20 protein-coding genes are annotated in these 21,672 nt (G+C 43.9%); 9 read left to right on the forward strand and 11 right to left on the reverse strand.

Annotated elements, in window-relative coordinates:
- The first annotated feature begins 38 nt into the window (after window positions 1–38).
- Both GTQ43_RS12655 and GTQ43_RS12660 read left to right on the forward strand, forming a co-directional pair.
- Window positions 39–1,664, forward strand: coding sequence for an NAD(P)/FAD-dependent oxidoreductase (locus GTQ43_RS12655; protein WP_265272971.1), 1,626 nt, complete (start codon window positions 39–41; stop codon window positions 1,662–1,664).
- 265 nt (window positions 1,665–1,929) lie between these two features.
- On the forward strand, window positions 1,930–6,843 hold the full coding sequence (locus tag GTQ43_RS12660; protein WP_265272972.1) for a beta strand repeat-containing protein: 4,914 nt from the start codon (window positions 1,930–1,932) through the stop codon (window positions 6,841–6,843).
- A 138-nt stretch (window positions 6,844–6,981) separates the two neighbouring features.
- Here GTQ43_RS12660 and GTQ43_RS12665 read toward each other — a convergent pair whose 3' ends face one another.
- The 3 genes from GTQ43_RS12665 to hemW form a co-directional block, all read right to left on the reverse strand.
- Complete coding sequence (locus GTQ43_RS12665; RefSeq protein WP_265272973.1) at window positions 6,982–8,103, reverse strand: THUMP domain-containing class I SAM-dependent RNA methyltransferase; 1,122 nt, start codon at window positions 8,101–8,103, stop codon at window positions 6,982–6,984.
- A 79-nt stretch (window positions 8,104–8,182) separates the two neighbouring features.
- Window positions 8,183–9,070 carry a UTP--glucose-1-phosphate uridylyltransferase gene (locus GTQ43_RS12670; RefSeq protein WP_265272974.1) on the reverse strand — a complete coding sequence of 296 codons (888 nt, stop codon included), beginning with the start codon at window positions 9,068–9,070 and terminating at the stop codon, window positions 8,183–8,185.
- A 73-nt stretch (window positions 9,071–9,143) separates the two neighbouring features.
- Complete coding sequence (hemW, locus tag GTQ43_RS12675; protein WP_265272975.1) at window positions 9,144–10,325, reverse strand: radical SAM family heme chaperone HemW; 1,182 nt, start codon at window positions 10,323–10,325, stop codon at window positions 9,144–9,146.
- A gap of 251 nt (window positions 10,326–10,576) precedes the next feature.
- On the opposite strand from hemW, the gene GTQ43_RS12680 reads away from it, so the two are divergent.
- Window positions 10,577–11,653 (forward strand): PIN/TRAM domain-containing protein, encoded by a 1,077-nt coding sequence (locus GTQ43_RS12680; RefSeq protein ID WP_265272976.1) that lies wholly within the window; start codon window positions 10,577–10,579, stop codon window positions 11,651–11,653.
- A 64-nt stretch (window positions 11,654–11,717) separates the two neighbouring features.
- On the opposite strand, the gene GTQ43_RS12685 is transcribed toward GTQ43_RS12680, so the two are convergent.
- A complete protein-coding gene (locus tag GTQ43_RS12685) occupies window positions 11,718–12,107 on the reverse strand; it encodes a VOC family protein (RefSeq protein ID WP_265272977.1) in 390 nt (129 codons plus the stop codon).
- A 128-nt stretch (window positions 12,108–12,235) separates the two neighbouring features.
- Here GTQ43_RS12685 and GTQ43_RS12690 point away from each other — a divergent pair, with 128 nt between their 5' ends.
- A complete protein-coding gene (locus GTQ43_RS12690) occupies window positions 12,236–12,376 on the forward strand; it encodes a DUF5615 family PIN-like protein (RefSeq protein ID WP_265272978.1) in 141 nt (46 codons plus the stop codon).
- 190 nt (window positions 12,377–12,566) lie between these two features.
- Here the strand turns inward: GTQ43_RS12690 and GTQ43_RS12695 are convergent, their stop codons facing one another.
- Complete coding sequence (locus tag GTQ43_RS12695; protein WP_265272979.1) at window positions 12,567–12,710, reverse strand: hypothetical protein; 144 nt, start codon at window positions 12,708–12,710, stop codon at window positions 12,567–12,569.
- A gap of 226 nt (window positions 12,711–12,936) precedes the next feature.
- Here GTQ43_RS12695 and GTQ43_RS12700 point away from each other — a divergent pair, with 226 nt between their 5' ends.
- Window positions 12,937–13,158: a DUF433 domain-containing protein gene (locus tag GTQ43_RS12700; RefSeq protein ID WP_265272980.1), complete on the forward strand. Its 222-nt coding sequence runs from the start codon at window positions 12,937–12,939 to the stop codon at window positions 13,156–13,158.
- Window positions 13,159–13,373: 215 nt separating this feature from the next.
- Window positions 13,374–14,015, forward strand: a complete 642-nt coding sequence (locus GTQ43_RS12705; protein ID WP_265272981.1) for a type I restriction endonuclease subunit R — start codon at window positions 13,374–13,376, stop codon at window positions 14,013–14,015.
- Window positions 14,016–14,250: 235 nt separating this feature from the next.
- Here the strand turns inward: GTQ43_RS12705 and GTQ43_RS12710 are convergent, their stop codons facing one another.
- From GTQ43_RS12710 to GTQ43_RS12735, 6 genes are all read right to left on the reverse strand, one after another.
- A complete protein-coding gene (locus tag GTQ43_RS12710) occupies window positions 14,251–15,204 on the reverse strand; it encodes an HNH endonuclease (RefSeq protein ID WP_265272982.1) in 954 nt (317 codons plus the stop codon).
- Window positions 15,205–15,581: 377 nt separating this feature from the next.
- The gene (locus tag GTQ43_RS12715) at window positions 15,582–15,719 is read right to left on the reverse strand and encodes a hypothetical protein (RefSeq protein WP_265272983.1); all 138 of its coding nucleotides are present in this window, start codon (window positions 15,717–15,719) and stop codon (window positions 15,582–15,584) included.
- Between the two features lie 205 nt (window positions 15,720–15,924).
- Entirely contained in the window at window positions 15,925–16,077 is a 153-nt protein-coding gene (locus GTQ43_RS12720; RefSeq protein WP_228039084.1) for a type II toxin-antitoxin system VapC family toxin, read from the reverse strand.
- A complete protein-coding gene (locus tag GTQ43_RS12725; RefSeq protein ID WP_104905357.1) occupies window positions 16,074–16,274 on the reverse strand; it encodes a hypothetical protein in 201 nt (66 codons plus the stop codon). The genes GTQ43_RS12720 and GTQ43_RS12725 overlap by 4 nt, the downstream gene beginning before the upstream one ends.
- Before the next feature lie 144 nt (window positions 16,275–16,418).
- Complete coding sequence (locus tag GTQ43_RS12730) at window positions 16,419–17,699, reverse strand: vWA domain-containing protein (protein WP_265272984.1); 1,281 nt, start codon at window positions 17,697–17,699, stop codon at window positions 16,419–16,421.
- A 12-nt stretch (window positions 17,700–17,711) separates the two neighbouring features.
- On the reverse strand, window positions 17,712–18,968 hold the full coding sequence (locus GTQ43_RS12735) for a vWA domain-containing protein (protein ID WP_265272985.1): 1,257 nt from the start codon (window positions 18,966–18,968) through the stop codon (window positions 17,712–17,714).
- Window positions 18,969–19,205: 237 nt separating this feature from the next.
- On the opposite strand from GTQ43_RS12735, the gene GTQ43_RS12740 reads away from it, so the two are divergent.
- The 3 genes from GTQ43_RS12740 (at window position 19,206) to GTQ43_RS12750 (ending at window position 21,436) form a co-directional block, all read left to right on the forward strand.
- Entirely contained in the window at window positions 19,206–19,868 is a 663-nt protein-coding gene (locus tag GTQ43_RS12740) for an ATP-dependent Clp protease proteolytic subunit (protein WP_094342544.1), read from the forward strand.
- Window positions 19,869–19,972: 104 nt separating this feature from the next.
- Complete coding sequence (locus GTQ43_RS12745; RefSeq protein ID WP_012407740.1) at window positions 19,973–20,584, forward strand: ATP-dependent Clp protease proteolytic subunit; 612 nt, start codon at window positions 19,973–19,975, stop codon at window positions 20,582–20,584.
- 231 nt (window positions 20,585–20,815) lie between these two features.
- Entirely contained in the window at window positions 20,816–21,436 is a 621-nt protein-coding gene (locus tag GTQ43_RS12750) for a J domain-containing protein (RefSeq protein ID WP_265272986.1), read from the forward strand.
- Window positions 21,437–21,672: the final 236 nt, after the last annotated feature.

Here is a 21,672-nt window from a genome sequence, read left to right on the forward strand (position 1 = left end):
ATTAATATTTTGATAGATAGTATGAATTTCTCCTCGCTATGTTACGACTAACAGAAGTAAAGCTCCCGCTCGATCATCCTGAAGATGAGATCAAGTCTGCCATCCTCAAAAAGCTGCAAATCACGAACGAAGAATTGATCGGTTATTCCATCTTCAAACGTAGCTATGATGCCCGTAAGAAAGGAGAGATCGCCCTTGTTTATATTCTGGATGTAGAAACGACTCAGGAGACTCATCTACTCAAGCGTCTGAAAAAAGATCCTCATTTAATGGTCACGCCAGACATGAGTTATCGCCCAGTGGCACAAGCACCTAGCAATTTGGCGATTCGCCCCATCGTGATTGGTACTGGGCCTTGTGGCTTATTTGCGGGTTTAATGCTGGCACAAATGGGCTTTTGCCCAATCATTTTAGAACGTGGGAAAAAAGTCCGCGATCGCACCGTTGATACCTTTGGCTTTTGGAAGAAAAAATCAGACTTCAACCCAGAATCTAATGCCCAATTTGGCGAAGGTGGGGCGGGTACTTTCTCTGATGGCAAACTCTACAGTCAAGTCAAAGATCCTCAGCATTATGGACGCAAAGTATTAACTGAACTCGTGAATGCGGGAGCCTCACCGGAAATTCTCTATATTAATAAACCACATATCGGCACATTCAAACTGGTGGGAATTGTCCAAAGTATGCGGGCTAAAATCGAATCTCTCGGTGGTGAAATTCGCTTTGAAAGTCGGGTGGCAGATATTAACATCGAAAATGGACAGGTACAGGGAGTCACCCTCGCCAGTGGGGAATATATCGCCAGCAATTATATGGTTTTGGCAGTGGGACACAGCGCCCGCGATACCTTCCAAATGTTATACGATCGCGGCGTTTACATCGAGCCTAAACCTTTTTCTATCGGCTTTCGCATCGAACATCCCCAGACTCTCATCGACCAATGTCGTTTCGGCCCTCAAGCTGGTCATAAGCTTTTAGGTGCTGCCGATTATAAACTGGTTCATCACTGCCAAAATGGTCGTTCAGTCTATAGTTTTTGTATGTGTCCGGGCGGGTTGGTGGTTGCAGCCGCATCAGAACCAGGGCGACTTGTCACCAATGGCATGAGCCAATATTCTCGTAATGAGCGCAATGCTAACAGTGCGATCGTTGTGGGCATCACCCCCGAAGATTATCCAGGAAATGCCTTAGCGGGAATTGACTTTCAACGGCGCTTAGAAGAACAGGCTTTTGAATTGGGCGGTGGAACTTATGAAGCTCCAGGGCAGTTAGTGGGAGACTTTCTCAACCATCGCCCTTCTACAGCATTGGGCACGGTTAAACCGTCTTATACACCTGGGGTACATTTAGGTGATTTGAGCCAGAGTTTACCAGATTATGCGATCGCTGCCATCCGGGAAGCACTTCCTGCTTTTGACAAACAAATTAAGGGATTTGCGATGGACGATGCTGTGTTAACTGGGGTGGAAACCCGCACATCGTCACCGATTCGGATTAAACGCAAAGAGGATTATCAGAGTTTAAATACAGTCGGGCTTTTTCCGGCTGGTGAAGGTGCAGGATACGCAGGGGGGATTCTCTCGGCTGGTATCGATGGTATCAAAGTGGCAGAAGCAGTGGCTTTAAGTATTTTGAGAAATTGCGATCGCAATCTCAGCATCTGACTTTGAGTTGAGAGCGATACTATGTTCACTTACAACCTGAAGTGGGAACCATATTTATAATAGCCCTTCCAGTGAAATTGCTATTTGAGTGGTGGTTGGGAACCTCTCAGTATTAGTGTCAACTTAACGCAAAAGTAATGTCCCGCAAGGAACTGAAGTTCAAGGCGGGTGATGAAGCCAATAGTTAAGCTGATTCCTAGCTTAAGTTGACACGTATGACCTCTCACCTGCTCCTGCCTTTTGTTCTTGCAAACTCTAACCTTAGATGCAACATTTAGCTTCTCTGCTGTGCCAGTTCAGTGGTGTCCTACTTACCTGTCTGATTTCCACTCCCGTCCTCGCTCAAATTGTTCCCGACTCTACACTTCCAGTAAATTCTCAGGTAACACCTGGCTGCACAATTTGTACCATCGACGGAGGCACAGTTCGGGGCACAAATTTATTTCACAGTTTCCGCGAGTTTTCCATTCCCAGAGGCGGCGAGGCATTTTTCAATAATTCACCTGCGATCCAAAATATCCTCACGCGGGTCACTGGAAGCAATTTTTCTAGTATTGATGGGCTGATTCGTGCCAACGGGACTGCCAATCTATTTTTGATCAATCCCAACGGGATTATTTTTGGTTCCAATGCCCGGTTAAACATCGGTGGTTCCTTTTTTGCCAGCACTGCCAGCAGTTTGAAGTTTCCCGATGGCAGTGAGTTCAGCGCCACCCATCCCCAAGCACCACCGCTACTAAGCATCAACGTGCCATTAGGATTGCAAAGGGGCAGCATTCCACCCGATTCTACCATTGTCAATAGGGGTAATCTCACTGCCGGACAAGACCTGACTTTGGAAGCAAACCATCTCGATTTGCAAGGACAACTGATAGCAGGTAGAGATGTCACCCTGAACGCTCAAGGGACGGTACAAATTCGGGATAACCTCACCACTCCATTTATTGCTAGTGCAGGTAGAGACTTAATGATTCAAGGGAATCAGGGTGTTGATATTTTTACCCTGAATCATCCCCAATCGCAGTTTCAGAGTCTCGGCAAATTGAGTCTGGTCAGCAATGGTACAATTTCAGGTGATGCCCATTTTTTTAGCGGTGGTGATTTCCAAATCCGCAGTCAATCGGGACAACCCGCCACCTTTATCAGCCAGTATGACCCGATTATTAGCAGTGCAGGGGATGTAGATATTGCAGGTAGCTACACAGGAGCATCCTTGCTAATTGAGTCATTGAGCAGTGTGCAGATTCAGGGTGGCATTAAGATTACAGCCCCCGATACAGTCTCTACATTTGCGGGGAGTGATGGGATTTTGAGTACCCATTCGGGGTTAATCATCCGGTCTGGGCAGACGAATCTGATTGATGGCGGCAGCAATCAAAACAATCCGCCTACTTACACAACTAGCACAGTTCCAAGTGGAATTACGCTGATGGGTAATGTGCTGGTGCAACCTTTTAATAACGTTGGGGGAGTCGTTAGCTTAATTGCGGGCACTGGAGATATTAACGTTGCCAGTATCGATGTGTCCAATCAAAGCGGGGGAGATGGCGGGACGATCGCTCTCTCTACCAACAATGGCAACCTCACCACTAATGGGGTGTTGTACTCAGCCTCAACCTCAGATAGTGGCAACAGTGGCAATGGCGGGGCGATCGCTCTCTCTACCAACAATGGCAACCTCAAGGTCAATGGCACGTTGTACTCAGCCTCAACCTCAGATAGTGGCAACAGTGGCAATGGCGGGGCGATCGCTCTCTCTACCAACAACGGCAACCTCACCACCAGTAATGGTGTGTTGTATTCACTCTCAAGCTCAAATGGTGGCAACAGTGGCAATGGCGGGGCGATTACCCTTTCTGCTACCAATGGTACTATCACCAATGATGGTTATTTGTACTCAGCATCAGGCTCAACAACTGGCAACAGTGGCAATGGCGGGGCGATCGCTCTTTCTACCAACAACGGCACTCTCACGAATAATGGCTTGTTGTACTCATTTTCAAGCTCAGATAGTGGCAAGAGTGGCAATGGCGGAGCGATCACCCTTTCTGCTACCAATGGCGACCTTACTACCAATGGTTATTTGTACTCAGCCTCAAGTGGCACGAGTGGAATGGGGGGAGCGATCGCTCTCTCTACCAACAATGGCAATCTCACCAACAATGGCGTGTTGGACTCAAGCTCAACCTCAACAACTGGCAATAGTGGCAATGGCGGAGCGATCGCTCTCTCGACAACCAAAGGCGATCTCACCAACAATGGTTACTTGTCTTCATACTCGACCTCAACAACTGGTAATAGTGGCAATAGTGGAGCAATCACTTTTACCAGCACCAACGGCAACCTCACCAACAATAACTTGTTGTACTCATTCTCGTACTCAACAAATGGCAATAGTGGCAATGGTGGGGCAATCACCTTTACCAGCAACAACGGCAACCTCAGCAACAATAATTACGGTTACTTGTCCTCATTTTCGCTCTCAGGCACCGGCAATAGTGGCAATGGCGGCGCGATCGCTCTAACCAGCACCAACGGCAACCTTCTTACCAATAGTGATTTGTCCTCATTTTCCTACTCAACAACTGGCAATAGTGGCAATGGCGGCGCGATCGCTCTCACCGCACAGAATGGGAATATTACTGGAGGGGGAAATAGCCTGAATACCTTTTCGGTTGCGCCCCAAGGAACTGCAAAGGTTGGCGGAAATGTCACATTAGACGCAAAAAACCAGGTGTCTGGACTGCAAATATTGACGGCATCTTCTTCAGCACAGGCGGGGGCAGTTGCGGTAAATGGGCAAGCAGATTTGGCGATCGCTGATACTGTAATTTTGACTGGAAAACAGGTGACAATAGATACTCCATTTACAGGGAAAATCTCAATTCCAGTTAGTGGAACAGGGCGATCGGGCGATGTCAGCATTAATAGCGCTGGGAATCTCACTCTCACTAACAGCCGGATTGAAAGCGACACCAAAGGCAGCGATCGCGCCGGAAATATTACCTTTACCAGCCCTGGTCTAGCAACGTTCAACCAGAGTAAAATTCTCAGTAGCACCAGCAATAGCGGCAATGCCGGGAATATTACCGTTACCACTGGGCAGGGTATCGACCTCACCAACGGTAGCAGTCTTTCTGCCACCACCAGCAGTACTGGCAAAGCGGGCGATATTACCCTCAGCAGCCCGACAGTTGTGGTTACTGGAGATGCACAGATTACCGCCGCCACTCAGAGCAGTGGTCGGGGTGGCACTATCACCATCAACGCCCCCACAACCGTGAACATCGCCCAAGTGCAAGGTGCTGCCCCCGTCGTTTCGGTCGCAGCCACCGACACAGGTAAAGCCGGGGATATTATAATTAACACGCCCAGTTTCAATTTGTCTGATAACGCTCGGATTGTTGCCACAGCCAGCGCTACGGCAACTAATACCGAAGGTGGTGGTAGTATTACCCTCAATGCTTCCGAAATGAATCTAGCAGGAATCGTTGGAGTGTTTGCCGATACCCAAGGACAAGCCCCTGCTGGCACTTTACGGCTCAATCCCTACGCCAATGACTCGACTTTAAATGTGTTCCTCGCGCCTCAATCCCAAATATCTGCGTCTACCAATGGTAGTGGTAAGGGTGGCGACCTGATTCTCACTGCTCCAGACACGATTACCTTGACAGGTGCAGGTAAGTTAACTGCCGAAACTAGCAGCAGTGGCAATGCTGGAAATATTAGCGTGATGACTCGGCAATTTACTATCAATGGTGGGGTAGAATTATCTGCTTCCACCTCTGGCAGTGGCAATGCTGGCAACCTCACAATTGCTGCCGATCGCGTCAACTTGAGCCAAGGAGCGCGCGTATCTTCTAACACTTCTAGTAGTGGAGCCGCAGGGGATATTACATTTAACCTAACTGATCAATTGATGCTCACTGATGCTGGTACTGGACTATTTGCCACCACAACTGCGGGTTCTACGGGCAAGGGCGGCAACATTACCGTGGGAGCAAAAACAGCTTTATTCCAGGATGAAGCAGCGATCGCAGTCGGGAGTTTGGGTAGTGGTGCAGGGGGCAATATCAACCTCACCACTGGGCAACTGACCCTTAACAATGGGGTAGAACTATCTGCTTCCACCTCTGGCAGTGGTAATGCCGGAAACTTAACTATTGCTGCCGATAGCGTCAACTTGAGTCAGGGAGCGCGGGTATCTTCCAATACTTCTAGCAGTGGAGCCGCAGGGGATATTACATTTCAGACTGACCAACTAACTCTTAATGGGGCTGGTACTGGACTATTTGCCACCACAACTGCGGGTTCTACGGGCAAGGGCGGCAACATAACTGTGGGAGCAAAAACAGCTTTATTCCAGGATGAAGCAGCGATCGCAGTCGGGAGTTTTGGTAGTGGTGCAGGGGGCAATATCTCGGTTATAGCCAATCAACTTAAGCTTGATACGCGTGCCTCCCTCACTGCCGAAACTGCTAGCACTCAAGGGGGCAACATTACCCTCGATGTAGGCGATCTGTTGTTGCTACGGCGCAATAGCTTGATTTCGACTACCGCAGGTACAGCCCAAGCGGGGGGTAATGGCGGCAACATTTCGATTAATATTCCTAACGGGTTTCTGATTGGGGTGCTGTCAGAAGACAGCGATATTCGCGCCAATGCCTTTGCTGGGAACGGTGGCAAGATCGACATTACTTCTCAAGGGATTTTCGGACTCCAGTTTCAGCCCAAAAACACACCCAATAGTGACATTACCGCTAATTCGCAATTTGGTGTGAGTGGGACGGTGCAGATTAATAATCTTGGTGTCGATCCAAGTGCTGGAGTTGTGCAAATGCCTGTAAATTTCGTAGACTCTAGTCAGCAAATTGCCACAGGGTGTAATGCTCAAGGCAGTAGTTTTGTGGCTACAGGACGAGGGGGATTGCCGTCTAATCCAAATGAATGGGTAGGTAGCGATCGCCCCTGGAGTGACATTCGCGATGTATCTGAATTTCAAAGGCAAGATAAACCCATCGCCTATACCCCATACCCTATAACTTCCGATCCCGCCATCATCGAAGCAACCGCATTCATTCGCACAGCTACCGGAGAAATTCAACTCATAGCCCAGTCTGCATCTGGAAATACTGGCGTTGGCGATGTTCCCGTTACGTGTGCGATCGCTAAACCATAATCCAAATTGTCCTTAAGTGAAATTTTCACGCCGACTTACTTATAGGACTTACGCACTCGTGACGACAAACTAAGTCTTTGCGATTACTTCGCTTCGCTCGTAATGACGTAAAATCGTAGTCTGTGCGTAATTCCTGACTTAATACAATTCATATTTCATTAACTGACAAGGTATAGCTCCGTTGTACACAGCAATCCTCTGGGAAGATTTCAGCCCGATGGATTGAGACAATTCCTTGTTACCACTCAGCACAAATGCAGTCCAGCCTTTGAAGCGTTGTTTTAATACATCGCCCAAAAGTTTGTAAAATCCCCCTAAATCGCTATCTCGCCCCAGCCGTTCGCCATAAGGTGGATTGCAGAATAAAACCCCACTATCTGCGGGGGCGACAACATCGGCTAACTCCATCTGAGAAAACCATACATGGTTATCAACGCCGCAATTTTGAGCATTGTTAATCGCTTGCTCGATTATATTTTCATCGCGATCGCTTCCCCAAATAGGTGCGGGAAGGGTGTCTAGTTGGCTGTCCTTAGCTTCTTGGAGCAGCTTTTCTAAAAGGGGCAGGTCAAAATCGAGCCAATTTTCAAATCCAAAGGAATCCCGAAATAGCCCCGGTGCTATATTCAGTGATTTTAAACTAGCTTCCAAAGGTAAAGTCCCAGATCCACACAAAGGATCGTAGAACATCTGGTGTGGTTGCCAGCCTGAAAGTTGAATCAGGGCAGCAGCCAGAGATTCCTTGAGAGGGGCTGCTCCAACCGCAGGGCGATAGCCTCGGCGGTGCAGACTATTTCCAGAACTGTCGAGTTTGACGGTACAAAAGTCGCGTTCAATATGAACATTTATTCGCACATCTGGTTCATGAAGCTCTACATTTGAACGCTCACCGAGATTTTCTTTCTGCTGATCAACGATCGCATTTTTGATCTGGAGAGATGTGAAGTGGCTGTGGTTGAGATGTTTGTTTTTGCCCGTGACATTCACAGCCAGGGTCATATCTGGCGTTAAATAGTTTTGCCAATCGATAGTCTGAATTCCGCGATAAAGATCCTTAGCATCTTCGCAAGGAAACTCATGGATATTCACCAAGATTCGGAACGGTAGCCTAGCCCAGAGGTTGACGCGATAAAGTAGAGTGCGATCGCCCTCAAAGGCGACACCGCAAAACCCTGGCTCTACAGAATCGGCTCCCAATTGCTCTAACTCTTGAGCCGCGAGGGTTTCTAATCCGCGAGCAACCGTTGCAAAATAATTCATATATTCGTAATTCGTAATTCGTAATTAAAGGCTGCTAAGACGCTCAGATCCCTCTTTTTGTTTTGAAACTCAGATTAATCTAGAAATTTCTAAAATCAATCATTGTCTGACGATAAGCATCTGGTAAACCTGTATCAAAACAGTTACCTTTAACAATATATCCTGTCATTCCCTCTTCCTGACGCAATCTTTCCAGACAAGATGTTAACTGAAATTCACCTCGCTCTCGCAAATTTTGCTTGATATGTTCTGCTAAAAAGTCAAAAATTTTCGGCGTTAGTAAATATAAACCAAATATACCTAAAAAATTATTTTCTGACATTCCCTCTACACACAGATTTTGTTGTGCATATTCAATAGTAGGTTTTTCATAGAGTTGTGTAACTGACAAAATCGAGTTTAATTCTTGCCAAATTCCTGTTATACACCCAGCTTTATGAATAATTTCGGCTGGCATTGTAGTTAAGCCAACAACACTTTGATTAACTTGTTCGTAAACATCTAAAACTTGACTAGCACAAGATTTTTCAATATCAGATGCATAAATATGGTCGCCCAACATTAATAAAAACGGCTCATTTTGTACCCAATCTTTAGCACAAAATACCGCATGACCATAACCTAATTGTTCTTCTTGCAATAAGATAGTAACTTTGCTACCTAAATCTTCAAGATATCGGCTATATTCTTTATTCGGCGGTGAAAGTTTCTCGAAAAGTTCTTTTTTAGGTGGATTTTTCAATAAATCTTCAAATATGTCTTTGTCATCCGGCTGCACCACAATCCCCACTTCTGCAATTCCAGCACTAATTGCCTCTTCAATAATTGCAATAATCACAGGTTTTGCCCTACCATCTCGATCGATAATCGGGAAAAGTTCTTTTTTCACAACCTTAGTCGCTGGAAACAACCGAGTCCCAAAACCAGCAACCGGAATCACCGCTTTTCTAACTTGATTTTTCTGCATCAATCCTCAATCCCCATCACCTTAAAATCTCCCCTGCTCCCTGCTCCCTGCTCCCTGCTCCCCTACCTCTTGATCATCCCAACTTCTCAAACAACTCCGCCAACACCACATTAGAAAACAAAAACCCTTGAGGATCAATCAAACGCAACCTTCCCCCTACAACTTCCACCCAACCTCGATCAAAATACCCTTGCAAACACCTACAAATTTCCTCCACCTTTTCTTCCCCAAAGTCCTCCGCCAACACCGCCAAACTCAAACCCTCTGCCAAACGCAACCCCAACATTAACGTTTCTAACAATACTTCCTTTGGGGGAGTCACATCACAATCAATCACACCGCCAGCTTGTACCCACTCGTAGTACTCCCTAGTCTTGCGCGGACGAGTGAAGCGTTTCCCCTGCACATAACTCGCTGCACCCATGCCAAAGCCGTAGTAAGGGCGATTTTCCCAATAAACTCGATTATGCCGACATTGATGACCAAGTTGGGCATAATTGGAAATTTCATAATGCTCATAACCTGCACCAGTTAAAACCTGCTGCCCCATCTGGTACATTTTGACTGTGGCTTCATCGGTGGGCAAAGGAGTATCACCAGGTTTGTAGTAACGACCAAAGGCTGTACCTGGTTCGATGGTGAGATCGTAGATAGAAATGTGAGTGGGTAAAAGCGCCACCGCTTTTGTTAGAGAATCCTGCCATTGATCCAAAGACTGATGCGGCAACCCAGAAATTAAGTCTAAGCTGAATTCGGGAATCTCGACTTGGTGGATTAACTCCACAGCTGCAAAAATATCTTCAACTGAGTGCGATCGCCCCGCCGTCTGCAATAATTTCTCTTGAAAGGCTTGTACGCCCAAACTTACCCGGTTCACACCAGCACTACGATAGCCTGTTATATAGGCTAAATCAAAGGTGGCTGGATCAATTTCCATAGAAATCTCTGCACCAGTTGCAATACCAAAATGCTTCTCTAGTTCTGTTACTATCCGTTGTAGCTGTTCCGTTGACAGCAGCGAAGGAGTACCACCACCGAAGAAAATTGTCTTTAGGGGTTGACCAAAGGCTGGTGTCATGGCAATTTCTTGACATAGCACCTCAACATATTGAGAGATAGTACCAGATGTTTCGCCCCGCAAGCGATCGCCCACAACAGACACCGGGAAATCACAATAAAAGCACCGCCGTCTGCAAAAGGGAATATGTACATAAGCAGAACTCGCAATGCCAGAAACACTAAATTTTTGACTCATTTTGAGAAAGGTTTGAAGTTAATCCAACTGCGAATTAGAGACAATGAAAATGAATAGTTTATTTACAAGTTTTTGTCGTTTTACAACGAAACAATGAAAAATATTAAGATAAAAGCCTTTAGTTATAATAATTGCAGATATTGTCAGCCTAAACCCTTAGTGTAAATCAATATTGATTAGTTTATCTTACCGATGAAATAAAAAATACTTTACTTTATCGGTGAACACAGTTGCAGGAAAACAACACAACCATGCTTGACGCAATTATTATTTTCTCATTTATCCTAGCAGCGTCGGGAATAGGGTTCTACAGCATTGAACTACTACCCAATGGCACGTTAGATCAGGTAACGAATCTAGAAGCTTTACGCTTAGTTGTTGCCGTCTTTGCTGCTATTATTGGTGGTGCGATCGGGCTGAGTTTCCAGACGACATATCGCCGTCTAGAATCACAAGTCAAAGAAATGCCTCTAGAAGCGATCTTAACTCGTGCGATCGGCTTAGTGATTGGTTTATTGCTAGCTAACCTCATGCTAGCACCACTATTTTTACTACCTATTCCCACAGATTTTGGATTTATTAAGCCACTTGTGGCAGTTGTCGGTAGTATTATCCTCTCCGTTACTGGTATGAATTTGGCAGACACCCACGGAAGGGGCTTATTGCGGTTCATTAATCCCAACACCGTCGAATCGATGGTAGTGGAAGGAACGCTAAAACCAGCTAATACCAAAGTTTTAGACACTAGCTGCATTATTGATGGTCGAATTGAAGCCTTATTAGAAACAGGGTTTTTAGAAGGACAAATTCTCGTACCGCAGTTTGTCTTGCAAGAACTTCAACAAGTAGCGGATGCTAGCAAAGACCAAAAGCGAGTGCGGGGAAGACGAGGACTAGAAATTCTCAACCGCATTAAGGAAGATTATCCCGATCGCATTTTGATTAATGCAGTTGACTACGACGATATTCCCACAGTGGATGCTAAGTTAGTCCGTTTCGCCCAAGAAATTAGCGGTACATTGCTAACCAATGACTACAACTTATCTAAAGTTGCCAGCGTTCAGAAAGTACCTGTTTTGAATGTGAATGATTTAGTCAATGCCGTTCGTCCTAGTTATTTACCTGGCGACAACCTTGATTTAAAAATTCTCAAGGAAGGCAAAGAACCCAGTCAAGGCATTGGCTACCTAGATGACGGCACAATGGTAGTCGTTGAAGAAGGCAGCAATTATGTGGGTGGTGAACTGCGCGTAGTAGTCACCAGCGCATTGCAAACCACCGCAGGAAGAATGATTTTTGCCAAACCCCAAGCATCAGCATTGGCGTGAGGGAAATGTCCGGTGCAATTAAATATAAATTGTCCAATCGGTGCAGGTTGACTGCACCGATTATTTATTTGGATTCATAAATCTCTAATGGCAAATTATCTGGATCTTTAAAAAAAGTAAATTTTTTACCTGTAATTTCGTCAATTCTGATATTCTCTGTTTCTACACCTTGCGAGTTTAAGTAAAAAACAGTTTCCTCGATATCATCAACTTTCAAAGCAAGATGTCTTAAACCACAAGCCTCTGGACTACTAAATCTTTGCGGAGGATTTGGGAAAGAAAATAACTCTATTTGAGCATTTTCTCCAACTTTTAAATCTAATTTATAAGAATTTCTCTCGGCGCGAAAAGTCTCTGTAATAATCGGAAAACCTAAAGTTTCGACATAGAATTTTTTGGAGCGATCATAGTCAGAACAAATAATGGCTACATGATGAATGCCAGTGGTTTTCATTTGAATTTCTCAATCTATCAATCATTTACCTGTAGCACTTTTAGCAGAGTTTTGCTAGTTTTAGCAAGATAAGGGCTTTAGCACTTTGCTAATATTTTTTGCATCGTCCTACTTGCACGATCGCATCATTGAACTACCTAACCGCTATGAAACTGTTGCTCAGTGAGGGATTACCACTCTCTACGGCAGCATTGCTACGTGATGCGGGTATCGACACTATTCATGTGGGTGAAATTGGGATGTCTGAAGCTGAAGATGCAGAAGTCTAACCTTTCGCATATTTAACTTAAATTCATATTTAATCAGCAAAAAAGTTTATGGCTTTCTCAAAACTTCATATTTTATAAGCTTTATATTGAAATAATCTGGATTTCCGTTACCCGATGCATTGGTTGACTTTTCAGTTGGATCAGTTCACGGAATTCACTGCGACGTGCAGCAAGTTCAAGTTCAATTTCGTCAACGTTTACGAAGTTGCAATCCAGCAGCGATCGCTCGTTGTCGAATTGACCATAATTTTTTGGCTAAGGGTGTTTGTAGCACAAAATCAGATTCGGGCGGTGTTGTTTCTGACTCAGATTTAAGTAGTTCAACAAACTCCAAAACTTTTTGTTGCTTTTAGGGTGTGAGTTCTCGCCAGTGTTGAAGTAGTTCAACTTCATTACCCATAAATACAACGCTCGTGAATGATTTTTCTATTTTAGTGGCAGAAGCCTTATTTCCTGTTCCCTGCTATAAAATTTTGCTTGGAGTACAATTGTCTCTGATCAACTTGGCATGAAGCAATATACATTGATGATGATTTTCATTAGGAGATAGTGTTACTTCCATGAAATTAGATCGCATCACAAGCAATCCCAATCGCATGAATGGACAGCCCTCTATTCGTAATCTTCGGCTTACCGTTCGTCGAGTGATTGAGTTATTAGCTACCTATCCTAATCGAGAAGAACTGCGCCAGGAGTTTCCCGAATTAGAAGATGAAGATATTCAGCAAGCCTTAATTTTTGCATCGTCTTACTTGAGCGATCGCTATTCCTGTGAGTCGTGATTTCTAGGCGATCGCCTCAATTATCTATCTGCTAAAGGCTTTGCGGTATGCGATCGCATTAACAATCTTTCTCCTCAAGGCGATCGCTATTCCTGTGAATCGTGATTTTTAGGCGATCGCTCTTTTGCTCTTATATATATCGTATATTAGGTATTGGAGCCTAGATCAAACGTCTAGACTTTTAAACTTCATGTAATTACTACAAGAATTTAACCGTGATTACAAATGCTAGTAGCCTTACCCTTGGCGCTCTCCGTCAAACTTTTGGCTTGAGACTAGACTCTAGCGATCGCTTTTTTGATGAATGGTTAAATAATGCGCCGACTCTAACCGAAGCGGAACTACAAGGACTAGATCGCCTCACTCGAAACTATACCTATCTCAGTCAAGAAGAACCACCTCTCGAAGAAATTGTTAAGCTTGTAGTTATATCACCATTGCTAGATTTAGCAGGTTTCTATCAGTTTCCTTTTTTGGTAAAAGCAGAAGTAAGTACCAATATCGAAGTTACAGACGAAGCTAATGCTATTGCAGTTCAAGGCAGGATTGATATTTTGGTGATTCAAGATAGTTTTTGGATTTTGGTAATCGAGTCAAAACCTTCAAGACTAGACGTTACGGCGGGAATTCCCCAAGCACTTACTTATTTGTTAAGCGCTCCCAACTTACAGTCAAGTTGTTATGCAATGGTTACAAACGGAAGAGAAGTATTGTTTTTGAAATGCGATCGCCACCAAAATGTCCCTCAATATACTCGATCGCATACTTATCGGTTACTTGAAAATACATCAGAACGTATCCAAGTTTTGCAGGGACTTAAACAAATTGGGGCTTATATTGGCGATTTGAGGAGTTAGGCTATCGCTATTTCTGTGAGTCGTAATTTTTAGGCGATCGCCTTAGTCTAAGTCGCAAAATTGGTAAGTTCCCTAATGAATCATAATTACCCTCAAACAACCACAGTTTTCTAACATGTAAGTTTGACCTATTGATTAATAATCTCAAAAATGCTTGAAATATTTTTAGCTAAAAGTCATCTTCAAGATCATGCTCTACAGGATTTTCAGCAGTTTTATTAGCCTCTATCTTCTGTCAAGCCTCATTTTCTGTCAAAGAATCAGGAAGATTATCCTTTTCTTCTTGTGTATATATAGGTAGCAAATATGTGTGCGAAAGTCCCATATCTCCCGACCAAGGAATTGTTACAGTAAATTTACCTTCCGCAGCAAAAAACATTGGATTTATATCTCTTCTAACGACTTCCCTAAACCAATTAGCTGCTTTTGTAGCATCAATGATAAGTTGATGACACTCTTCGAGCCAATCATCAAACTCTTGGGATAATCTCTTATATCTTTCTGGATTCCATTGACTTATTTTATAAAATTGATCACAATCGTAAAATAATTTTCCGTTGGTATCTTCTTGGATTTTACAATGTTGCTGAAACACTCTAGCAGCTTTATGAAGTAAAATACTTAGAGTTTTAATTGCTCTTTCTAACTCTATTAAAGTACAAGGGAAATCAGTAATTAAAACTTTTTGACGGAACTGAAAAAAATCTTCTGGCAATTCAAAAGACCATCTTGGAAAAGGCTCTAATGTTCCAAATGTCCATTGTTTCCATTGAGATAAATGGCAATGTTCAACTGCTGCATCTATCAAAGTCGTATAAATAATATCTCTGGCTTGTTTATTTAAATCCCCTGTTTGAGATAATGTTTGAATAACCCAAAGTTCATGTTCAGTTTTAAGAGCGTGTAATTTTTCAACTGGAAAATCTTTTGGATTTTTGTCAATAATCGTATGATGATTAGGGCATAAAAGAATTAGGTTGCTGTAAGAGTCTCTTTCTTCAGTCGTAAGAAGACTATCACCACGAGATCCATTCTCTTCTTTCGCTACGATATGTGCTTGCTCACCAATTGTGATACTGCTCGAAGTATCCTCGCTATCTTGAGTTAATGAAAGCTTACAATCTGGAAAAGCACATCTACTTGCTGCCCTCCCCCAAAGAAGCTTTATATCTTTCTGACTAATGGGCATATAATTAGTAACAAAACAATTGAACACTAAACAAGTCAATTTATATATACGTTTACTTCCACCTAATACATTACTCTAATTCAAGTGTGATCGCTCGAATTATCTAACTGCTAAACGCTTTGCGGTATTGCGATCGCTATTCCTGTGAGTCGTGATTTTTAGGCGATCGCCTCAACAATCTATCTTTTAAAGGCGATCGCTATTCCTGTGAGTCGTGATTTCTAGGCGATCGCTTCAATTATCTAACTGCTAGAGGTTTTGCTGATAACTTAAGAACAAGGAAATAGGCGATCGCGTAACATAGAATTATAACTGACTTCAAAACAGCAAATTATATGCTAGAAGCAAATATACGCGACAACCAAGAGCTTTCTCAGCTAATCCAACAAGCCAACTCTAAGAGGTTGTTTGAAAAGTGTCAGCTTGAGCCTTAAATGCAACTCAGAGATGCGATCGCAAGTTCCACAACCCTCATTCTCTCGTTCAATTTCTCGATAGCTAGAGTAGTCAAACATACGTTGGATGACTTTTCAAACATCCTCTAAGCGAGAAGCGATCGCCTTAGTCCAAGAAGGGCAACCAAAAGCAGTGCTGTTAAGTTTCATCAGAGGTTTGACTTACTAAATTGGCTTGTTTATTTAAGTAATTCACGCATTTATTTTGGTGTATCGCTATCTACAAATTTGGGATTACGGTAAGAGGCTTGATTTCACCTCCTACTCAACTTGGGTCAGTGGCAATTTCCCAAGCAGAAGCACTACTGACAATAATGCGATGATCTGGGTTGCGAATGATGTCTCGGCAGTCAGTGTGGAGTTTTGGATCGTCAAAGAGCCACCACAGCAGGATATGGGTGTCGATGAGGTAGCTCATTCCCATTGCTGGAGTTCATCTTCTGGCAGTGGTTCAAAGAAAGCATCGCCGAGTTGTCCTTTCAATAAACCAGGGGTGCGGGGTTGTGTACGTTCTTGACTTAAACCTAGTCGAAAGTAGTGAATTAGGTCATAAAGTTCTGCTAGTTTGTCTTCAGGGATGTCTTGCAATTCTTGAACAATCTTCTGGATCAGCATAAGTCAAACTCTTCGGTGGTTGTTAATCAATAAGTTAGGAATATGCGACTACTTTGTTGCTCAATTAAGGAATAAAATATTTTTTCTCGCTTTGCGCCTTGGCGCGAAACTTTCATCCCGTTTTACAACAACGTTGAATTTTTACTATTCCTGTAAAACAGTCTTTGATACAATCCTAGTTTTCTTGAGGTCTGCTTCCGAAAGTTCTTCTCCAGCTTGCAAGCGTGTGGCTGAAGTTTGCAACACTGTCGCTGCACCTTTATCTCCGATTTGTAAAGCAGTTTTGGCGGCTGTTTGTAGCATTGTAGCTGCACCAGTGCGATCGCCTTGTTGCAATTTCGCCTCGGCTAACTGGGTTTGGCGATACTTCGCTAATGCTAAAATAGACTGCTGTACCTGGGGATTAGACGCTGGTTGATATGCCCGAACTACATCTGCATACACTGGCACAAGGGGGGAAAGTAAGCGTTCTTGGTTAACCAAGGGGTCATCATAACGAATTTGCAAATGCCCGATCGCTTGTTTCCCCTCTGGCAATTGTCCCAGATAAATATTCGCCAAAACTATCCGTTCTACATCCTGCATCAAATCTCCTAAACGCACAGCAAAGCTACCATCAGCTTCGGGTTCCACTGGTAACTCGATTGTGTCTGGGGCGACTTGGGCAATAGGTTTTAATTCTGCTAGCCGGACATTGGGAACTAGAGATAACAGCAAGTAGGCATTAGTTAGCCCAATAGACTGAATCCGCCCAAACAGTCGGCTAAACTGCTCTAAAGCTTCTTCAGGATGTTCAATATGAGCTAAAGTGCCACCACCGACATCAGCAATTTTTTCTAGCAAATCCTGATTCCAGCTATTGCCAAATCCGAAAGTGTTGATTGTTAGGTTCAGTTTGGCAGCCTTTTGCGCCAGTTTGAGACAACGCTTGTTGTCATCTCGCCCAATATCCCACTTCCAAATCCGCAAACCACTTTCACCATGCCCATCTGTCAGCAGAAACGCTTGGGAAACAGCGCCTCTTGTACCCTTCATCAATTCTGTAATTCCCAGTTCCAAACCCTCAGCGATCGCAGTGCCGCCGCTAGCAGTCAGTTTGCTTTTAATTTGAGATTTGATGCTTTCGGGATCTTCGATCGCTTGGTTAGGGATAATGACTTCCGCAGAACCGGAAAAAGCCACAACTGAGATGCGATCGCCAACTTTCAACCGATCTATTAATCCTTCCACTGCCTGAATCACCGTTTTAATCGGTTGTCCATGCATAGAACCGCTTCTATCTAGAATCAAGCAGAGGTTAAGGGGTAGATTTTGGTCAAACTCACCAGCGATCGCAAAAATCGTTATTGCTAGTTGACGTTGGCTACTTGTTTGAGCCACATCAACATTATTGTCATTTAACGCCGATAGCAATTTAACTTTCATCTAAACCTAAGTTTACTGAGGAGGGGTATCTTGCAAAACTGTTTTGGAGACCATTCTAGTTTTCTTGCGATCGCTTTCAGATAAATCTCCACCAGATTGTAGCTGGGTGGCAGAAGTTTGCAACACCGTCGCCGCCCCCGTATCTCCCATTTGCAGAGCAGTTTTAGCAGCCGTTTGTAACATTGTCGCCGCACCAGAGCGATCGCCCTGTTGCAATTTCGTTTCGGCTAGCTGGGTTTGGCGATACTTAGCTAATGCCAAAATAGACTGCTGCACCTGGGGATTTGGATCTGCTTGGTAGTTTTTCACAACATGGGCATAAACGGGGATATTTGGTGTAACTAAATCTACCTTATTGGCGGCTGGATCGTCGTAGCGGACTTGCACATTAGCGATCGCTTGTTCACCTGCTGGCAATTGTCCCAAATAAATATTAGCTAAAATTATCCGTTCTGCATCTTTCATTAAATCTCCCAACCGCACAGCGAAACGTCCATCAGCTTCTTGTTGCAGTGGTAACTCAATTGTGTCTGGGGAAACTTGGGCGATGGGTTTGAGTTCCGCTAGCCGGACATTGGGCATTAGGGACAATAACAGATAAGCATTAGTCAATCCCACTGTTTGAATGCGGCTGAACAGGCGATTAAACTCATCCACTGCCTCTTCGGGTTTTTGAATGTAAGATAAAGTACCTAAACCAGCATCAGCAATTTTTTCTAAAACATCTTGGTTCCAGTTGTCACCAAATCCCAGAGTATTCAAAGTCAAATTATAGCTAGCAGCTAATTGGGCGAATTTCAAACAGCGATTGTTATCACCATGTTCATTTTCTCCGTCGGTTAATAAGAAGGCTTGAGAAACAGTATCTTTTTTTCCCTTCGCCAACTCCTCAATCCCCAAACGCAATCCTTCATCAATGGCAGTTCCACCATCGGCGGCTAGGCGGTTGATTTGATTTTTGATTTTTTCTGGATCTTCGACACTTTGACTAGGTACTAAGACTTTGGCACGGTGATCGAAAACTACAACACTGAGGCGATCGCTAGGATTGAGTCTATCTACCAGACGATTCGCTGCTTTTTTCACCGTTTCTAGCGATCGCCCATTCATGGAACCACTATGATCCAGAATCAAGCATAGATTAAGTGGCACATGGCGGTCTTGAGTCTCTGCGATCGCCGAAATCGAAATTCCCAACTGACGTTGACTATTCAGTTGATTCGCATCCAAATTACCATCATTCAAGGCAGGCTGCAAGCTAACCTTCATAACTTAAAGTTCCTATTCAGGATTACATATTAATAAATAACTTCAAAGCACCACTTTAGCTCTACGGAAAACCTATCCAACACAAATACATGAATATAATCAGAATATCTTAGAAGCCAAACATTGGCAGATGCAAAGCCACCTGAAGCATTAGGGAGAAATCCGCACCTTGAGGATGGCAAGCATCGCGCTAGGATGTATTACAGTTAACGGCATAGTTTCAGGCGATCAGTTGCTATGGACATTTCCCCAATCAAAGCTGTTCAAGCCCCATATTACGGCGATAGCTCTTACCGGACACCACCGCCAGATTTACCTTCCCTCTTATTGAAGGAGCGAATAGTCTATATTGGGATGCCACTGGTACCTGCTGTCACAGAATTAATCGTGGCCGAATTGCTGTTTTTGCAATCCGATGACCCAGAAAAACCCATAAAAATCTATATCAACTCCACCGGCACATCCGGTTACAGTGGCGAACCCATTGGCTTTGAAACCGAAGCCTTCGCCATCTTTGACACCATGAAATATATCAAGCCTCCTATCCACACCATCTGCGTCGGTTCTGCGATGGGTATGGCAGCCATGCTTCTCAGTGCTGGTACAAAAGGTTGCCGCGCTAGTTTGCCTCACTCTTCGATTATCCTGCATCAGCCCAAGAGCTACGCCCAAGGTCAAGCAACGGATATTCAAATTCGGGCAAGGGAAGTTTTGGTAAATAAAGGGGCATTAGTTGATATCTTACATCGCACCACTGGACAACCCCCAGAAAAAATTGCTAAAGACATGGATCGGCTGTTATATCTAACACCTTATGAAGCGAAGGAATACGGGCTAATTGACCGAGTTTTTGAGAAAGAAGAACTCGCAAATCCCCCACTCCCAGCCAGTGTCCTTTAGTGAGTGCTGAGTACTGAGAGACGCGATGAATCGCATCTGTACATGAGTTATGAGTTATTTCTAACTCTCCTACCGCGCCCAAATTATTAAAAACGGAGTAAATTATGCCTATAGGCGTTCCTAAAGTCCCCTACCGGATGCCCGGAGGACAATATACAGATTGGATTAGCATCTACGATCGCCTTTACCGAGAACGGATTATATTTTTGGGGCGAGATATTGATGATGAAATTGCCAATCAGATAATTGCTGTAATGCTCTATCTGGACTCAGACGATCCAGGTAAAGATATTTATTTATACATCAATTCTCCCGGTGGAATGGTTACATCTGGCATGGCTATTTTTGATACCATGCAACATATCAAATCAGATGTAGTGACTATTTGCGTGGGTTTAGCTGCTTCAATGGGATCTTTCCTGTTAGCTGCTGGCACCAAAGGTAAACGCCTAGCATTACCTCATTCCCGGATTATGATTCACCAGCCTTCTGGCGGAACCCGTGGACAAGCAACCGATATCGAAATTGAAGCTAGAGAGATTCTGCGGATTCGTCACCAGCTTAATGGTATTTATGCTGATAAAACTGGTCAGACCATAGCAAAAATTGAAAAAGATATGGATCGTGACTTTTTCATGTCTGCTGAAGAGGCTAAAGAATACGGTTTAATTGACCGTGTGATTGAGGAAAGAACCTCTATAGTAGCAGGGGAGTAAGGGGGGCAGAGGGGCAGGGGGCAGGGGAAGCAGGGGGAGCAGGGGGAGCAGGGGAAGAATAATTAATTTCCCAATTCCCAATTCCCAATGCCCAATGCCCAATTGCCAAACAAACTGTCAACATTGAACTTTAAAATAGAACATTAGCCATTATCATTAATATTCCAGGCTTGAAGCTGATTATGACAGATAATAGCCGATAGCTAAATATTCGATAGCTCATAGCTCAAGATGGATCTTGGAGATTGCTACCGTTTGCTAGGTTTAAGATCGGGAGCTTCTTTTGCTGAAATTAAAGCGTCTTACCGACGATTGGCGCAGCAATATCATCCCGATATCAACCCAGATGACAACAAAGCCAAAGATAAGTTTATTGCCTTGACAGAGGCTTACAAACTCCTGCTGACAGTAGTACTGCCAGAGGAAACTATTGCACATTCAAGTCAGGTGTCAACTGGGAGTAATGACGCGAAGGCAACGCAGCGACAGAAAACACCAGTCACAACGGTGGTAAACCAACAACCAGGGAAAGCAAAGCCGCCTAATCTGTTGGAAATAGAAGAACGGCTGAAGTGGAAAACTTATGAGCAATTGCAGAGATTTTTGCAAGAGAGACGATTTCCGCAAGCGATCGCACTGGTAGAAGCTTTGGCAGATCGTTTATCAACAGATGCAGAAGTTCGCCAATGGCAAGCGATCGCTTATCAAATTTGGGGACGGGCGTTAATTTCCGAAAACCAACTGCTTAAAGCGAGAATTTATCTCAAAAAAGCTTTGAAAACAGACCCCCATAATAAAAGTCTCTGGTATGAAGTACAGCGCGATTTCCAACGGTTAGAACAAATTTTTTAATTTAAATTTAAATATTTACAAAATTTTAAATCTTGTTTCCAGATAAATTAAAGTTTGTAGTAAGGACTTTAGTCCTGATAAAGCTTGTTATAAGCCAATACGGTTCAGTTAGGGCTAAAACTCTGGTTCCAAAATCAATTTTTTAACGAACCGCCGAGGCGCAGAGAACCCAGAGAGAAGAAAGAGATGCTTAACTGAACTGTATTGTGTTATGAGCGATAAATCGCTCACTACGA

The organism is Nostoc sp. KVJ3, from assembly GCF_026127265.1.
In the GTDB taxonomy this organism is placed as follows: Bacteria; Cyanobacteriota; Cyanobacteriia; order Cyanobacteriales; family Nostocaceae; genus Nostoc.

Bases quoted from the DNA above. Each gene is read 5' to 3' on its own strand.
- GTQ43_RS12745 (WP_012407740.1), top strand. From the start codon at position 19,973: ATGCCTATAGGCGTTCCTAAAGTCCCCTACCGGATGCCCGGAGGACAA.
- GTQ43_RS12725 (WP_104905357.1), bottom strand. From the start codon at position 16,274: ATGCTGATCCAGAAGATTGTTCAAGAATTGCAAGACATCCCTGAAGAC.
- GTQ43_RS12655 (WP_265272971.1), top strand. From the start codon at position 39: ATGTTACGACTAACAGAAGTAAAGCTCCCGCTCGATCATCCTGAAGAT.
- GTQ43_RS12730 (WP_265272984.1), bottom strand. From the start codon at position 17,699: ATGAAAGTTAAATTGCTATCGGCGTTAAATGACAATAATGTTGATGTG.
- GTQ43_RS12685 (WP_265272977.1), bottom strand. From the start codon at position 12,107: ATGAAAACCACTGGCATTCATCATGTAGCCATTATTTGTTCTGACTAT.
- GTQ43_RS12670 (WP_265272974.1), bottom strand. From the start codon at position 9,070: ATGCAGAAAAATCAAGTTAGAAAAGCGGTGATTCCGGTTGCTGGTTTT.
- GTQ43_RS12665 (WP_265272973.1), bottom strand. From the start codon at position 8,103: ATGAATTATTTTGCAACGGTTGCTCGCGGATTAGAAACCCTCGCGGCT.
- GTQ43_RS12735 (WP_265272985.1), bottom strand. From the start codon at position 18,968: ATGAAGGTTAGCTTGCAGCCTGCCTTGAATGATGGTAATTTGGATGCG.
- GTQ43_RS12680 (WP_265272976.1), top strand. From the start codon at position 10,577: ATGCTTGACGCAATTATTATTTTCTCATTTATCCTAGCAGCGTCGGGA.
- GTQ43_RS12710 (WP_265272982.1), bottom strand. From the start codon at position 15,204: ATGCCCATTAGTCAGAAAGATATAAAGCTTCTTTGGGGGAGGGCAGCA.
- GTQ43_RS12715 (WP_265272983.1), bottom strand. From the start codon at position 15,719: ATGTTTGACTACTCTAGCTATCGAGAAATTGAACGAGAGAATGAGGGT.
- GTQ43_RS12740 (WP_094342544.1), top strand. From the start codon at position 19,206: ATGGACATTTCCCCAATCAAAGCTGTTCAAGCCCCATATTACGGCGAT.
- GTQ43_RS12700 (WP_265272980.1), top strand. From the start codon at position 12,937: ATGAAATTAGATCGCATCACAAGCAATCCCAATCGCATGAATGGACAG.
- GTQ43_RS12750 (WP_265272986.1), top strand. From the start codon at position 20,816: ATGGATCTTGGAGATTGCTACCGTTTGCTAGGTTTAAGATCGGGAGCT.
- GTQ43_RS12720 (WP_228039084.1), bottom strand. From the start codon at position 16,077: ATGAGCTACCTCATCGACACCCATATCCTGCTGTGGTGGCTCTTTGAC.
- hemW (WP_265272975.1), bottom strand. From the start codon at position 10,325: ATGAGTCAAAAATTTAGTGTTTCTGGCATTGCGAGTTCTGCTTATGTA.
- GTQ43_RS12660 (WP_265272972.1), top strand. From the start codon at position 1,930: ATGCAACATTTAGCTTCTCTGCTGTGCCAGTTCAGTGGTGTCCTACTT.